This is a genomic window from Bacteroides sp. An19, assembly GCF_002160215.1.
Lineage (GTDB): Bacteria > Bacteroidota > Bacteroidia > Bacteroidales > Bacteroidaceae > Phocaeicola > Phocaeicola intestinalis.
Window position 1 is genome coordinate 1 of the sequence record NZ_NFKD01000039.1, and the last position, 15,635, is coordinate 15,635.

11 protein-coding genes are annotated in these 15,635 nt (G+C 47.6%); 8 read left to right on the forward strand and 3 right to left on the reverse strand.

All coding sequences use genetic code 11. The features are described from left to right. From B5F25_RS13615 to B5F25_RS13650, 8 genes are all read left to right on the forward strand, one after another. The coding region (locus B5F25_RS13615) for an IS30 family transposase (RefSeq protein WP_140406946.1) at positions 1-522 on the forward strand (522 nt) is incomplete at its 5' end. Between the two features lie 15 nt (positions 523-537). Further along, positions 538-753 carry an FtsX-like permease family protein gene (locus B5F25_RS21840; RefSeq protein WP_087250157.1) on the forward strand — a complete coding sequence of 72 codons (216 nt, stop codon included), beginning with the start codon at positions 538-540 and terminating at the stop codon, positions 751-753. Between the two features lie 18 nt (positions 754-771). Then, positions 772-3,099, forward strand: a complete 2,328-nt coding sequence (locus B5F25_RS13625; RefSeq protein ID WP_087250159.1) for an ABC transporter permease — start codon at positions 772-774, stop codon at positions 3,097-3,099. Positions 3,100-3,215: 116 nt separating this feature from the next. Beyond that, positions 3,216-5,639, forward strand: coding sequence for an ABC transporter permease (locus B5F25_RS13630; protein ID WP_087250161.1), 2,424 nt, complete (start codon positions 3,216-3,218; stop codon positions 5,637-5,639). Positions 5,640-5,736: 97 nt separating this feature from the next. Continuing rightward, positions 5,737-7,287 (forward strand): TlpA disulfide reductase family protein, encoded by a 1,551-nt coding sequence (locus B5F25_RS13635; RefSeq protein ID WP_087250162.1) that lies wholly within the window; start codon positions 5,737-5,739, stop codon positions 7,285-7,287. Between the two features lie 116 nt (positions 7,288-7,403). Beyond that, on the forward strand, positions 7,404-8,078 hold the full coding sequence (locus B5F25_RS13640) for an ABC transporter ATP-binding protein (RefSeq protein ID WP_087210077.1): 675 nt from the start codon (positions 7,404-7,406) through the stop codon (positions 8,076-8,078). A gap of 113 nt (positions 8,079-8,191) precedes the next feature. Next, the gene (locus tag B5F25_RS13645; protein WP_087250164.1) at positions 8,192-10,531 is read left to right on the forward strand and encodes an FtsX-like permease family protein; all 2,340 of its coding nucleotides are present in this window, start codon (positions 8,192-8,194) and stop codon (positions 10,529-10,531) included. A 46-nt stretch (positions 10,532-10,577) separates the two neighbouring features. Further along, positions 10,578-12,455 (forward strand): TlpA disulfide reductase family protein, encoded by a 1,878-nt coding sequence (locus B5F25_RS13650; protein WP_087250166.1) that lies wholly within the window; start codon positions 10,578-10,580, stop codon positions 12,453-12,455. Positions 12,456-12,698: 243 nt separating this feature from the next. Here B5F25_RS13650 and B5F25_RS13655 read toward each other — a convergent pair whose 3' ends face one another. The 3 genes from B5F25_RS13655 to B5F25_RS13665 form a co-directional block, all read right to left on the reverse strand. Then, the gene (locus B5F25_RS13655; RefSeq protein ID WP_087250168.1) at positions 12,699-13,577 is read right to left on the reverse strand and encodes a DNA/RNA non-specific endonuclease; all 879 of its coding nucleotides are present in this window, start codon (positions 13,575-13,577) and stop codon (positions 12,699-12,701) included. Position 13,578: 1 nt separating this feature from the next. Continuing rightward, entirely contained in the window at positions 13,579-14,037 is a 459-nt protein-coding gene (locus B5F25_RS13660; protein ID WP_087250170.1) for a hypothetical protein, read from the reverse strand. 120 nt (positions 14,038-14,157) lie between these two features. Beyond that, on the reverse strand, positions 14,158-15,555 hold the full coding sequence (locus B5F25_RS13665; protein WP_087250172.1) for a cytochrome c peroxidase: 1,398 nt from the start codon (positions 15,553-15,555) through the stop codon (positions 14,158-14,160). Between the last annotated feature and the right edge of the window lie 80 nt (positions 15,556-15,635).

A 15,635-nucleotide genomic window follows, 5' to 3' on the forward strand; every position in this document is an offset into this window, starting at 1 on the left:
AAGGCCACGAACATCCGTAACCGTGTGAGCATACACGAGCGTCCGGCGGAAGCCGACGGCAAACGTTTCGGGGACTGGGAGATGGACCTCATCGTGGACAAGGACAGCAACGCCATCCTCACGCTGACGGAAAGGAGCACGAACTTCCTGTTGATGGAAAGGCTCAAGCACGGGAAGAAAGCGAAGCCTGTGGCAAGAACCGTGTGGAGGTTGCTGCTGCCATACAAGGGAGAGGCCTTGAAGTCCATCACCACGGACAACGGCAGTGAGTTCGCCGAGCATGAATGGATAACCAAGAAGCTCAACGTGCCCGTGTATTTTGCCGATTCCTATTGCGCATGGCAGAAAGGAGCCATAGAAAACGGCAACAAGCTGATACGGCAATATATCCCGAAAGGAACCGACATCAGTACGGTTACAGAAGGAAAAATAACCAAGATCAGGAAGAAAATTAATGCCAGACCGAGAGAAAAACTCAATTTCTCGACTCCGGCTGAGGTCTTTTTCAAAAATATTTCGTAATGTTGCACTCGCTGGTTGACTCTGCCGCTGGTATCGTTTGTTGTAGCTGTTCCATTAGCTTGGGTGATACTTTACAAATATACCGAAGATTTTGTATTGAAGGCTCCGCTAAGTCCGTGGATATTCATCGTTGCCTTGCTGTTGGTTGCAGTGATTTCTTTGGGCACACTTTGGTGGCAAGTAAACAAGGCAGCCCGTATCAATCCGGCGGATGTGATGAAGGCGGAGTGATTAAATTAAGAATTAAGAATGATGATTATACATTACTTGAAAATTGCTTGGCGTAACCTGTGGAAGTATAAGACGCAGAGCGCGATTTGCATCGTGGGGCTGGCGGTAGGCTTTGTCTGCTTCGCCCTGTCCGCTTTGTGGATACATTACGAAACGACGTATGATTCGTCCTACGAAGGGGCGGACCGGATGTATCTGGTTTATAAGAAAGATATATTGAGTAAATCGGGATATAGCATTGGCCTGCCTTATCCTGTATCAACTTGGCTGAAGCGCGATATGCCGGATGTAGAGGCTACGTGTGCGTTTTCTTGGGGAGCAAAAGGAATATTGGTTGGAGAAAATGGGCGTAAGATAGAAGGAGGCGATTTGCAGGCAGACTCCTGTTTTATGAACCTGTTCGGGCTTTCGGTATTGAAAGGAAATTACGATTTCCTGTCGGTAAAAGACAAGATAGCCTTGACCGAAGAGTGCGCCATGCAATTGTTCGGTTCTACAGATGTACTGGGCAGAAAAGTAAAGCTGAATGAGCGGATGGAGCTTTCGGTATGTGCCGTTGTGGAGGGATCGGGTGAGCATACCAGTTTCCCGTTTTCGTATTGGTACAATCATATAGACCCTGTTTGGCACGACCAGTGTGCATACAACGTTTGTATGGTTGTCATAAAATTGCGTGAGGGGGTAAGTCTGGAAGCATTCCAACAGAAGTTCGACCGTTATGTAGGGCGGCTTACGGAGAAGCAAGGGAAAGCCGTCTTGGAAGGGTGCCGTTTCATCCCTTTGAGTAGGTATCATTATGCTTCGTTCAATGAAGAACGTACTATCCGCTTCAATTATCTGGTGTTGTTTGCCGGGGTAGGGTTGCTGGTCATTCTGAGTTCGTTGTTCAATTACCTGATGTTGTTCGTGAGCCGTATGCGGATGCGTGAGCGTGAAATAGAACTTCGTAAGGCGTGCGGTTCTTCCCGTATGCGATTGTTTCTGTTGTTCATGACCGAATATTTGCTGGTAATCGTATTTGCCGGATTGGTCGGAATGGTGTTAATCGAACTTCTTCTTCCTCTTTTTCGGAATGTATCGGGAGTGACTGGAGGCGTTAACGCTTCTTCGTTGGCTTATTTTATGGGGATATTGTTGGTTTCGGCTTTATGTTTGTTCCCGTTCATCCGTTACAGGGAACGGGGATATATCCGCAGGTTGGACGTATTCCGCAAGGCAAGTGTCTTTTTCCAATTGCTGGTCAGCATGCTGTTTATATGTTGTGTAAGCGTGTTGCTCAAGCAAGTCATTCATTTGCGTCATGCCGATATAGGTTGGGAACGGAAAAATCTGGCTGTGTTCGATTATATGTATCCGCAAGATGATTTTGAGCAAATAGCCAAGCGTGTAGGGCAGTTGTCATATACGCAAGTTTTATTGAAGGGTCATTTGGGATTGTTTCATGCCCAGATGCGTATGGCTTCTTCAATAGATGATTGGGAAGGGAAACAGGATTCGGATGCTTCGGTAAATATAGAATTTATCCCCGAAGGCGAAACTTTCATGCGTTTTTATGGCTTGAAATTGCAGGAAGGTGATTATCCGAAAGCGGGTGCTAATGAAATAGTACTCAATGAAAGTGCAGTGAGAGCATTGGGCATACACAAGATAGTGGGAAAGTCTGTACATATGACAAATAAATGGTGTACGGTAACAGGAATTGTGAAAGATTTTCATACAACGGCTCCTACCGTTCCGGTCAATCCGATAGCTCTTACGGGAGAAGCCCATGAAGCGGAAATCGATGGGATCCGAGTGGTTTATAGTGGAGATTGTCTGGCGGTAAGATATCACGAAGGAAAGGGAGAGGAATTGCAAGCGTATGTTGACCGGATGATGGCAGAAGACTATCCCGATGTAAGGTATCGTTTAACCGATATTGAAGAAGCATACGACCGGTATCTTCAATCGGAATATTTGTTGCTGAAATTGCTGGTCTTCGTATCTGTGGTGTGCATGGTAGTTTCCTTGTTTGGCATTTACTCGTTGGTGACACTTGCTTGCCGGCAGCGGCGGAAAGAAATAGCAGTCCGCAAGATAAACGGAGCTACGGTAAGCGATATATTGCTTATTTTTGTGAAGGAATACTTTCTGTTGTTGACATCGGCGGCTCTTGTGGCTTTCCTCATCGGCTACATACTGATGAAGCATTGGCTGGAGCAGTATGTCGAGCAGACCGAAATCAGCGTATGGCTTTTCCTCCTTATTTATATAGGTATGGCGTTGGTGGTTTGCCTGAGCATCGGCTCGCGCGTATGGGAAGCCGTGCGGCAGAATCCGGCGGAAGTAATAAAGGAAATGAATTGATTTTTAAGGTAACGAGGAAACGAGTTGACAAGATAACGAGGTTTAGAATACCAAAGCTATCTAAAAGCCTTGTCAACTTGTCAACTCGTCACCTTGTCAACTGAAACTAAAAAAATATGATACAGCATTACTTGAAAATTGCTTGGCGTAACCTGTGGAAGTATAAGACGCAGAGCGCGATTTGCATCGTGGGGCTGGCGGTATGTTTGTTGTGCTTCAGCATTTGCCTGTATGTATGTCGGCTGATGTGGGCAACCGACCAATGCTTCCCTCAGAAAGAGCGTATTGGCGAGATTGCGATGAAGGAACCCCAAGGAGCGAAAGATTTGGCTGGAGTGCCTCCGGAACTGATAGATAAGTTGCGTATCCTGAACGGGATGGAAGCAGAAGCCTTTACATACCTGGGGTATCCAGGCTATCGTTCGTTTGAGATAGAAGTGAAGCCCGACGAGATGTTGCCGTTCGACCCGATGCTATGTATGGAAGTAGATACGTGTTTCCGTCAAGTATTCGGTGTGGATGTGCTGGCGGGTTCGTGGCAAGCTGCCGTGCATACGCCCAATGCGGTCATCTTGTCGGAAACCTTGGCGCGGCGTATCTATGGAAACCGCTTGCAGGATGCCATCGGAAAGCGTTTGTGCACCACGTCGAGGTTCGCCTTTGCGGGTGCGAACAGTGGCATCGGCTATACCGTGCAGGCGGTGATGGCAGACATTCCTTCCAATAATAGTTTTACGTATATGCAGCCTCTCGCCATGCTGGTGTTGAATGATAGCGATGGGAGGCTGCAATGGAAGGGAAAGGACGTGACGGGAGGTATGGGTTATGTATTGCTGAAAGGAGGGAAAGATAGCCGGAAGAAACTGGAAGCAGACCTTCGCACCAAGGGATTGGGTTTGCAGATGTTCGGCAGGGAGTTCGATGTGCATGTCCGTCCTTTAGGTTATGCCTATTGGAAGTACGGTGGTACGATGTATATCGTGTGGATTGCCGGCATTATCGGGAGTCTGGTGCTTTTGGTGGGGTTGCTCAATTTCTTTTATTTCCAAGTGGGGACTTTTCTGGCGCGTAGCGGCGAGTACAGTCTCCGGCGCGTATTCGGGGGAGGCAGCGCACATCTGTTGGGGCAATTATTTGTTCAGGCGGCACTGACGGTGCTGATAGCTTTCCTGTTGGTCTTTGTCTTGATAGAGTTGTTGGCACCCGTATTGCACATCGACATGATGGAGTTCGAACTTAGCATTGATGGTCCGGTATTGCAATACCAGTGTGCCCAATATCTGTTGTTGGTGCTGGCAGGCAGCTTGGGCGTATGCCTGTTTACTGTGGCACGTACACGTCGGATAAATATCCAGACAGGCATCCGCGGCATAAGTATCGGACGGGGCAAGCATCGGGTGCGCAACATCATGCTTGCCATCCAGTATTTCATTTGCTGGATATTTGTCACCTTGTCTTTCGCACTCTATCTGCAGGCAGATAAAACCACATCGGCACTCTTCGGTACGTTGACCCGTCAGGAGAAAAGCAGGATATTGAGCATCCCCTTGGATTACCCGTTTATGAAGCAGGCGGAAAAGCTTGCCTTGATAGAGCGCATGAAACAATGTGCGGGGGTGGAAGATTGCCTGTTGTCAGACGTTGATTATACACAGGGTGCCTCCGGCAATGTGTTCTATATCCAGCCGGATTCCCGGCGCGATAAGGAGGAAACTCCGGTCAATATTCTTAGTGTGCCTCATAACTTTTTCCGGTTCATGCACATTCCTGTCTTGCAAGGCAAGGTTCCCAATACAGAGAATGAACTGGTAATCGATCAGGTTTTCGGGCAGGAATTGCGCACGAAGCACCGGATGGAGCCTTTGGGTGCTACACTTTATGGATATTACGACGAGGGATATAAAGTAGCAGGGATAAGCAGTCCTTTTGTGACCAATGCCTACGGAGGAACGTTTGCTGAGAAAGGGTATGTTTTCCAGCTGGTGGATTTCCGTCAGTATGTGGGGCATTGTTACCTGAAGTGCTATGCCGGAAAGGCAGATGAAGTGCGCACGCAGGTTGACGGATTGTTGCATCAAGCCTTACCCCATACGGTAGAGCCGCGTATCTCTACTTTTCAGGATGACATCGAGGCGAAACAGGGGATAGAAAATGCACTGAAAGGCATCATCTTCTTTCTCGCAGTGGTATGCGTGACCCTTACGCTTTTAGGTGTTTACGCAGCTATTACCATTGATACGGAAAGCCGCAGTAAAGAGGTCGCCATCCGCAAGGTGCATGGGGCAAGCGTGGGGCAGATTATGTGGCTTTTTGCCCGTACTTACATCGGGATAGGTGGGGCGACGGCTTTGTTGGCTTTTCCGCTGCTTTATGGATTTATGGAGTATTGGGAACAGATGTATCGCATTTTTTTCCGCTACGGAGTTTGGTTTTGGGTAACTGTGTTTCTGTTTGTGGCTGCGGTCACAGCCTTTACGGTTGTGTCTCGCATTGTGCGCATTGCCCGCATTAATCCGGCAGAAATGATAAAGAAGGAATGAAACTAGGTGACAAGGAAACTAGGTTTAGAGTACCAAAGCTATCTAAAAACCTTGTCAACTTGTCAACTGAAAATATTTAATTAAAATAATAACGAACATGAGAAAACTGATGTTAGCCTGTATGCTTGCCGGAACATTGGCGGCACAGGCGCAAGGAAGATTTACAATTGAAGGTACTTTGTCGGGGGTAGACGAAGGAACTGTGTTGGGGTTGTATAAAGACGAAGGAGGAGTAGGTACGGAAGTAGCGGTAGATACATTGCGGAACGGTCGCTTTTTCTTCGAAGGCATGACTACAAGCAATGAAGTGGAAGAGTACGACGTGATGGCAAAAGACTATGGAAAACTGCCTCCTGTCTGGCTTAGCTTGTGGATCGGGCCGGATACGCATTTGAAAGTGAAAGGTGAGAATGCATTACTCCGCACGTGGAGTGTGGAAGGGGGAGCGGAATGTCAGCAGTTTCAACAGCAGTTGATTGAAGCGTCTAAAAAGGAACTGGATGCTTTTCAACAATCTACGATGGAAGCTGTCACTTTGAGCCTGACTTTGCAAAACGCTTCGGGAGAGCAACGGGAGTCGATAATCGCTAAGTTAAAACAGATGCAAGATGAGCAAGACAGCTTGCAACGGTGTGTCATGGCGAACAATATCCGTCTGATGAAGCAGACGGTGGTAAATAAGGTATGGATGAACAGCTTGAACGGATTAGGGATGTCGCTGAAGTATGATAAAAAGTTCTTGCATCGGGATGAGGTGAAAGCACTTTACGAAAGTTTGCCGGATGAATGGAAGAATACCGATGAAGGAAAGTCTGTCTATACGGCACTCTATCCGCCGGTAGTGGTGAAAGACGGGGAAATGGCGGTTGATGGAGATTTGTATGACCTGCAAGGCAAGGTGCATCATTTGAGTGAGTTCCGTGGGAAATATATCCTGCTCGATTTCTGGAGCAGGGGATGCGGTCCCTGCATCCAGTCGCAACCGGAATTGAAAGAAATCAGCGAGCTGCATAAAGATAGCTTGGAAGTGGTCAGCTTGAGTATAGAGACTGAAAAAGGATGGAGAGCTTCGGTAAAAGACCATCCGTTGGCATGGAATAACTGGAACGACCTGCAAGGGCGGAACGGTATTTCTGCCCGTTATGGAGTGAACGGTATTCCGCATTTCGTGCTGATAGCTCCCGACGGACACATCTTGAAGAGTTGGACAGGATATGGTCCGGGTTTGTTGAAGGTGCAGCTCCGCCGGTGGATGCATCCGCGGCCTCAAACGGTCTACGGCACACACGAAGGCAATCCGACGGTAGACTACCCTGTGTATGGAAGTTCGAATACCGATGCCTTGCAGATAACGCAAGTGGAACGGACTGATACCGCAACCATTGTCCGCATACATGCTTATTATATCCCCAAGTATTGGATTCGGTTGAGCAAGGAAACCCATTTGGTGGCAGATGACGGGACATCGTGTCCGGTACTCCGTTCGGAAGGTTTTCCCTTGGGTGAGCGGTTCTTTATGCCCGAAAGCGGAGAGGTAACGTTTACGCTATATTTCGCCCCACTTCCGGCAGGCACCCGTACCTTCGATTTTACGGAAGGCGATGGGGCCGATTCGTGGCAAATCAAAGGGATCAGGTTGAGAAAATAATTATAGGTAATAAGGGAAAAAGTTGACAAGGTAACAAGGAAACAAGTTGACAAGGTTTAGAATACCAAAGCTATCTAAAAACCTTGTCACTTTGTCAACAAAAAAATAGAAAGAATATGATAAAGACAAACAATTTACAAAAGGTTTTCCGCACCGACGAGGTGGAGACCTGGGCATTGAACAATGTGAGTATTGAAGTGAAAGAAGGCGAGTTTGTAGCCATTATGGGTCCTTCGGGATGCGGCAAGTCTACGTTGCTGAACATCTTGGGGTTGCTCGACAATCCTACGGGAGGTGAGTATTACTTGAACGGGAAGGAAGTGTCGAAGTACACCGAAGCGCAGCGCACGTCCATTCGCAAGGGAATCATCGGTTTTGTATTTCAGAGTTTCAACTTGATAGATGAACTGAATGTGTACGAGAACATCGAATTGCCTTTGCTTTACATGGGTGTTCCGGCTTCCGAACGTAAGCGGAAGGTGGAGGAAGCTATGGAAAGGATGGCGATAGCCCACCGTTCGAAACATTTCCCGCAACAGCTTTCAGGAGGGCAGCAGCAGCGTGTGGCGATAGCCCGTGCGGTAGTTTCCAATCCGAAGATGATACTTGCCGACGAGCCGACCGGTAACCTGGATTCGAAGAACGGAAAGGAAGTGATGAGCCTGTTGACCGACTTGAACAAGGAAGGCACCACCATCGTGATGGTGACCCACTCGCAACACGATGCCGGTTATGCCGGACGTATTATCCGTCTGTTCGACGGTCAGGTGGTGACGGAAGTGGCGTTATGATGGTATATGTTGGTTAAAAACGCAGATTAACGCAGATTTTCGCAGAATTTGAATATGGGTGAAAGTTTGTGTTAATCTGCAGGAATTTGAGTTCAATTGATTAGTTGATTCTTATGTCTTATTATCAGTTATTGCGGTTGATTGTACGAGGCTGGTGGCGCAACAAGTTGTTTACTGTGGTAGCATGGGGCAGTTTGGTCATTGGCATCTTGTGCGTTTCTTTGTTGGGAGCTTTTGTATTGCATGAGTATCGTGCCGATAAAGTGATTCCTGACGGAGAACGTATCTTACGCCTGACTCAACAGGTGTCAATGGGAGAGCAGGCAGCGACTACTTTTATATATGGACCGGATGTGCCGCAAATCGTGTCTGCTTTTCCCGAAATAGAAACTTCTACCCGTGTGTCGAAACGTAGTAAAGTTTCGGTTGTATATCGGGATGAGACGTTTTCAATAGAACGGTTTATGCTGGCAGATTCAACGTTTCTTGACTTCTTTCCTTTGAAGGCGGTGCAAGGCAGTTGGCAAGAAGTACAAGTACAACCGGATGCGATTGCTTTGGAAGAAAAGACGGCGTTGCGGATATTTGGCTCATCGGATTGCTTGGGAGAATCCCTTGCCATGACTGTTGACGGAGATGTTCGTCCGATGGTTGTGAAAGTGGTGTTCCGCAATCCGGCGCAGGCTTTATTGTCTGTAGGTGCTTTGAGTCTGTCGGCAGGTTCTGATGACGGAGAAGCTTGTTTCATCAAATTGCGTGAAGGGACGGACTTGGATAAATTCCGGCAGAAGTTTGCGGAAACTCTTCTTCCTACGGTATTGGGTAAAGGTCATTTGGATACACAAACTTTACACGAGTCTTATTTTGATACCAGTGTGCAGGACCTTGTTTTGCGGCATCGTTCGCTTGTCATTCTGGTTATTGGAGGAGTCGTGGCATTGCTTGTATTGTTAGTCGCTTGTTTCAATTACCTCAATTTAGGGCTTACCCGTTTGTTGGACCGGATGCGTATGTTGCATATTGAGGTTTTTGCCGGTGCGTCGCGGAAAGACATTTATCGCCAGTTGTTTTTAGATACGTGCCTGATGATTGGGCTGGCGTTCATTTGTTCTTTTTTGCTGATGAATGACCTGTTGCCTTTGTTCAACCGGTTGATGGATGTCGAGTTGACGATGGGGTACATACTGTCTTATCAAGTATTGCCTTGGTTGTTGTTGGGAGGTATTGTCCTTGCGGGGATTCCTGCCTTTTTCATCAGCCGGAAGTTGCAGTCGCTTACCGAAAGCGAGTATCGTTGGTTCTATCAGGGTAAGATAAGACGTTTGCTGGTGTCTTGCTTTCAGGGAGGACAGTTTGTCGTGACCTTGGTTTTATTCAGTGTGTTTTTGATTATCCATAGCCAGTTGGAACTGATAAAGAAAGACAACCTGCGGTTTGAGGGAGTAATTGATGTGTATGTAGAAAAGGATTGGGGACCTCCTGTTTCTGCGTGGATGGAAGAAGCAAGGCATTGGCAAGGAGTAAAGGAGGTGACCTTGTCCGAAACAGGGCTTTTTGAAGAATCAATGGCCATTATCGGAAAATCGGGAAATCCGGAAGACATTGTTTGGATAGATATGGTTTCGTGCCGGAAAGACTTTTTGGACTTTTATCGGCTGGAACTGATAGACTCGGAACAGACCGCTCGTTTGCTTCCTGCTACCGCCTATCCCGTTGTGGTGAACGAAACATTTGTGAAGAAGTTTGTTCCTGATGGCATCAATCCGATTGGTGAACAGGTGTCCAAATACCTTCCCGATGAACCGTTGTTCGATAACCGGACTATCGTAGGGGTAGTGCGTGATTTCAGGAAAAGGTCGTTATCCGAATCGGTTTGGCCGTTGTTTATCAGCCTGAACGATGTATCGTCTGCCGATGTGCAAACACTTTCGGTAAGGGTAGAGGAGGGCAGGAAAGCGGAAGTCTTGAAACAGTTGAGACGGAAATGGGAAGAGGTTTATCCCGACCGGACGTTTGTATATCAAGATATAGGAGGTATATTGGAAGAAGCCAATCGGGATGTCGTGATGTTGACGGATATCCTGTCTTTGTATGCGGCAATCAGTTTGTTGCTGACTTTTTCTGGTTTGTTCAGTTTGGTGCGTTATACCGTCCGTCTGCGTCAACGTGAAATTGCCTTGCGGAAGATACATGGAGCTTCTTTGGGACAAATACAATGGATATTATCTTGCTCGTATGTAGCGGGGGTGGCAATTGCCTTCCTGATAGCCGTGCCTTTGGTGTATGCTTGCATGCTACCGTGGCTGGAGCATTTCCGTTATTATGCTCCCATCTCCGTTTCACATTTCATGATACCGTTGGTGATTACGGCTGGAGTCATTTTCCTTACCGTGTGGCTAATCGGTTATAAAGTTGCGAAAATGAATCCTGCTGAAGTCATCAAGCGGGAATAACCGATTTTATGCGTATATTTGTTACATTATTCAATAAAAACAGCTTATGAAAAACAGTACATTTGTTGCATCGGCTTTATCAGCCTTGATGCTGGCGGCTTGCCAGACAGGACCTAAAGTCGTAGAGAACCCACTGATTGAGAGTGCCAACAGCATGACACTTGATATCGCGAAAGTAGAACTGACCGACACCGCTACGGTGTTGCATGTGGATGCGTATTTCCGGCCGCATTATTGGATTCGCATCGATTCGAAAACTTATCTGCGGGCAGAAGGTAAAAACTATGCTTTGACTGATGCACAAGGTATTACACCCGATTCGCTCTTCTGGATGCCTGAGTCGGGAGAGGCTTCGTTTGTGCTTTCTTTCCAGCCGTTGCCCAAACGGACAAAGTCTTTCGACTTCATCGAGTCGGATTGTGCCGACTGCTTTAAGCTGTTCGGCATAGACCTTACCGGGAAGAAGAGTTATGATACTCCTGAAGGCATTCCTGCCGAAGCTTTGCAGATAGACGGGAATGCAACCATGCCTGCACCTGTCTTTAAGAGTGGGGAAACGACGGTTGAAGTCCATTTGCTTCATCACCGGAAAGAATTGGGAAAGGAACAGGCTATGTATGTCAACACTTTGACAGGCGGGCAAGAGGAATATACGGCAGCCATTGATTCGGTAACCGGAGTAGTGACATTCAAATTTAGCCAATATGGTCTGGCTGAGGCTTTGTTCCCGATGGCTGGTTCGGTATTGCTTGCTCCCGGCGAACATGTCACGGTGTATATAGACCAGCGGTTCAGTGGCCAACGTATCGTTGCCAGTCGAAAAGGTTCGGAAATACAGTCGTTCCGGACATTGTATGCAGATGGCACGTATGCCAATCTTAATAACCTGGTTAATAGCCGGACGGATTGGCCCGCATGGTCAATGAATCTGTATAGCGGCAAGTTTGGGGATTACAAGATGAGTGCGGAAGCGTATGAAACGTATGTGGTAAATCGGTATAAGGAGTTGTCGGATAGCATTGCGTCGGATAGCCTGCCATCTTTGATGAAAGAATGGATGCTGTTGTCCTTGAAAGGCGAAGCAGTTGTGGCTATGATGGATGGAGACTGGGGACGTGAGTTCAATTACCGCTACTTGCATAACGACTGGGACAGGCGGAATCCCGTGAAAGGAATCGACCCGATGAAGCCTGAAAGCATCTTAGGGCTTACCAAGTTATTCGATATAAACGACCTGCAACTGTTAATGGGGGCACGAAGCTCTGATTATATCGGTAGTGTGGCGTATGCGGATGAAGCTTGGATAAAAGCTGCCGGCATTCAGACCGGACTGGTACCTTCGTTACGGAAGTTTATTCCGCTTGTCGGGAAAGCACAGGCTGGGACGTTGACCGAAGCCGATATGAAAGTATTCGGTGCGGAAGACAATCCGTTTTATGCGGATGCATTGAGAGCGATGCAGCAAGAGACGTTAGCCCAATTAGAAGCTGTAAAGGATAAGGCGGTTGTTGAGCGGACTCCCGATGTACCGGTTGAGAAGTTGTTCGATGCCATTGTATCTCCCTATAAGGGCAAGGTGGTGTTGGTGGATTTTTGGAATACGTGGTGCGGTCCCTGCCGTGCGGCTATCAAGGATACCGAGCCGCTGAAAGATACGGAGCTGAAGAGCGATGACTTGGTATGGATTTACATTGCCAACGAGACATCGCCCATTGTTAAATACAAGACCATGATTCCTGATATCAAAGGCAAGCATTTCCGCCTGAACGATAAGCAGTGGGAGTATCTCGCCAAAAAGTTCAAGATAGACGGCATTCCTTCTTACGTATTGGTGGATAAAGACGGATCGTACCGTTTACGTAACGATTTGCGCGACCACGATTTGTTGTGCAAGACATTGGCAGAGAAAAGCCAGTCTGAATAATAAATCGGTGTAAAGAGTTGTATCTGGCGGAAAATGATGTAAAGGGAGTTCCGCAAAGTACCGGTAGATACTTGTTAAGAAACGAATATATACTTCATTTGCCGATGAAGTATATATTCGTTTGCAGTTTCAGTATATATGAAACTGCTTTCGAAGATATCTTCGTTTTTCAACCCTGCTTACTGGCAGCATGCAGCATTGTCACTTATTTTCTGTGCAATCTGTGGTGAAAGCAAAATGCCGTTAGAAGGCAATGCCTTCGGGCACGATGCTTTCAATGCGGTTCTCCACTTCGTCGGGCACTTTGGAAAAGAAATCCAGTCCGGTTTCTTCTTCTACCTGGTCTACCTTGACCATGTAGTTCTTCAGATTCTGGTGATGTGCTTTGTTTTCGAACAGGAAGCCCATGGCAATGGGGTTTTTTCGGTTGTAGATGAGCACGACTTTAAAGAAACGGTCGGGTACAGCCACCTGGTGCTTTCCGATTCGTTTGGGTGAAGAAGTGTCGTAGATGGGACCGCAGGCGATGTATACGGTGCCGTATTTCTTTGCCCATTTGCGGCAACTCTCTTCCAGGTCGCCCCAGTCATCGCGGTTTAGTTTGCGGTTTTGCGGGCAGATGTTGCTCATGTAGAACGATTCTTTCATTGCCTGTTTGCTCCATTTCATGTCGGCTGCCGGGGCCATGTGTCCGCGGTCGTAGCCCGAATGGGTGTAGTCGGAGGTCTCCACGCGAGGTTCAGGCAGACTGGGGTCGGGCAGGAACTGATTGGTGCGTCCTTCTTCTCCCGTCGTTTCCTGGCGCGTAAGTTCCCATGCCACCCAGTTGGGGGTTTTATAATGATGGTTGTAAGACACGGTATATCCGGTATGGGTGATGATGGTTTCGTCTCGCTGGCGGATGGTTTTCGGTATCTCCAGTTGTAAGGAGTATCTGCCATCTGGCGCTTTGGCATTTGTGTTTTCAGTGACACTTGCTTTATCCGTCAGTGTTCTGATTGTTTCGGAGCTGAATATTTTTCCATCGTTCTGGTAGAGGTAAAGAGCTCCGATAATGATTGCTGCCAGCAGGATAAAGCCTTTCAGTCCTCCTCCTGCTTGTTTTTTACGTTTTTTTGCCATATTACAGAAGTTTGAAACGCATCCGGAAGATGCCGTCTTTATAGTCGTGGCTGATGATTTTGAACATACCTATTTCGGATGTGTTGGCTACGTGCAGTCCGATGCAAAGGCATTCATCGTAATCGCCCACTTTCACAATGCGTACGGTGTCCGAAGCTCCTTCGGGCAGGCGTTTCAGGTCGAATCGTTCCCTGGCTTCTTGCTGGGTGATGAATTCGGTAGTGATGGGCAGGTGCCGGGCTATGACTTCGTTTACGGTTGTTTCGATGTGGGTTATTTCTTCATCGGTCGGGGCTTGTGGCAGGGCAAAGTCGAGTTTGCTTTTCTTGCGTTCAATGTGCGCCGATACGGCTCGGCCGCATCCGAAGAGGTTGACCATGGTACGGTTTACGATGTGTTCGCACGTGTGCATGGGCGGATATTCCGTCTTGTTATGTCCGTTGAGTTGAGGTTGTTCCATAATTCTTTTTTTGCGTGGTGTATTTTTTTTGATGCATCATGACACACAGATTACCCGGATAGCATAAAAATGTCTGTCTGCGTTATCTGTGTGTCATTAAAATGCACAAATTAATTATAATTACTTGTTCATGTTGCTGTTGGTCAATGTCTTGCCTTCGTATTCACCGGTCAGTGCATTGAGGAAAACTTCTATTTTTTGTGCTTCTTCGGGCGATAGTTCTTGTCCTACCTGGTATTTTGCCATCATGGTAATTGCCTGGTTAAGTGTTTCTACACTTCCGTCGTGGTAATACGGATAGGTCAGTGCCACGTTGCGCAAGGTTGGTGTCTTGAAGCGGTATCGGTCTCGTTCTACCTTGGTTTGTGCCCATCGTCCGTTGTCTCCATCTGTCAGTCCCGACTTTTGGGTCAGTTCCCGGTCTTCAAAGTAGTTGGCGCGTTGTCCCATCAGTTCATAACTCAGCCCACCCATGCTGGCACCGGCATGGCATGTGGCGCAGCTATATTGCTTGAACAGGTTATAGCCTGCTATCTGTTCGTCGGTCATGGCAGACTTTTCACCTTTCAGATAGCGGTCGAAAGCCGAATTGGGTGTTACCAGCGTTTTTTCGAATTCGCTGATGGCGTCAGTGATGGTGGCTTGGCTCAGCCCTTCGGGATAAACCTTTATGAAGTCTTTTACGAACGCTTTGTCTTCGGAAAGTCGTGCTACGATTTCATCGAATGACTGGCATCCCATTTCTACGGGGTTCAAGGGAGGTCCTCCGGCTTGTTCTGCCAATGTCTCAGCACGTCCGTCCCAGAACTGTGCGAAATTGAAGCAGGCATTATATACCGTCGGGGCATTTACTCCGCCCAGCTGTCCTTTGATACCTTCCGAGTAGCGTTTGTTGTCTACTCCGGCGGTGTTCAGGCTGTGACAGGTAGCACACGAAACGGTTCCATCGGCAGAGAGCCGTGTGTCGTGATAGAGCAGTTTGCCTAAAGCTGCCTTTTGCGGATGATAAGCGATGCTGTCGGGCAGAGGACGTACGGGTTCGTTGACAAATTCGGGTGCTGCCAGCGGGTTGTGGAAATACCTGGCACGGATGCTTTTGATAGCTGCCAGCATCCGGTCGCGCTTTTCAGGGGTGATGGACGAGCCCCAATGTACGAGGTAATACTCTTTCATCGGCATGGAACCGTCGATGATGCATTGCTCTACTTTGTTGAGGTCTACTTCATTGGGTACCGATTCGTCTTTCATGGTGCGCATGAAAGGCAGGATGTCGAATGTGGCATAACCTTCTTGCACATGCTTGTTTATCATTCCTTTGATGACAGGGAAGTGGGCATAGAAAGGCAAATCCGGTGCCATTGAATGGCAGGAGGCGCATCCGCCGTCTGTCAACACTTGAACCACTTGCTCGTTTGCCGTTAAACTGGCAGACGGAGCATTGTTTACAGCTCGGTAGATGACGGCGAGCAGGGCTATTACCGCCACCACGGTTAAAACAATGATTGAACTTTTTTTCATGTCGTTTTTTTATGTTATTGAGTTTTTATATTTATGGGTTGTTTCCTATAGGCTAACTATTTTGTTATTCACGGGACACA

Excerpts from the sequence above, each read along its gene's own strand:
- B5F25_RS13625 (WP_087250159.1), top strand. The coding sequence starts at position 772 with ATGATGATTATACATTACTTGAAAATTGCTTGGCGTAACCTGTGGAAG.
- B5F25_RS13630 (WP_087250161.1), top strand. The coding sequence starts at position 3,216 with ATGATACAGCATTACTTGAAAATTGCTTGGCGTAACCTGTGGAAGTAT.
- B5F25_RS13635 (WP_087250162.1), top strand. The coding sequence starts at position 5,737 with ATGAGAAAACTGATGTTAGCCTGTATGCTTGCCGGAACATTGGCGGCA.
- B5F25_RS13640 (WP_087210077.1), top strand. The coding sequence starts at position 7,404 with ATGATAAAGACAAACAATTTACAAAAGGTTTTCCGCACCGACGAGGTG.
- B5F25_RS13645 (WP_087250164.1), top strand. The coding sequence starts at position 8,192 with ATGTCTTATTATCAGTTATTGCGGTTGATTGTACGAGGCTGGTGGCGC.
- B5F25_RS13650 (WP_087250166.1), top strand. The coding sequence starts at position 10,578 with ATGAAAAACAGTACATTTGTTGCATCGGCTTTATCAGCCTTGATGCTG.
- B5F25_RS13655 (WP_087250168.1), bottom strand. The coding sequence starts at position 13,577 with ATGGCAAAAAAACGTAAAAAACAAGCAGGAGGAGGACTGAAAGGCTTT.
- B5F25_RS13660 (WP_087250170.1), bottom strand. The coding sequence starts at position 14,037 with ATGGAACAACCTCAACTCAACGGACATAACAAGACGGAATATCCGCCC.
- B5F25_RS13665 (WP_087250172.1), bottom strand. The coding sequence starts at position 15,555 with ATGAAAAAAAGTTCAATCATTGTTTTAACCGTGGTGGCGGTAATAGCC.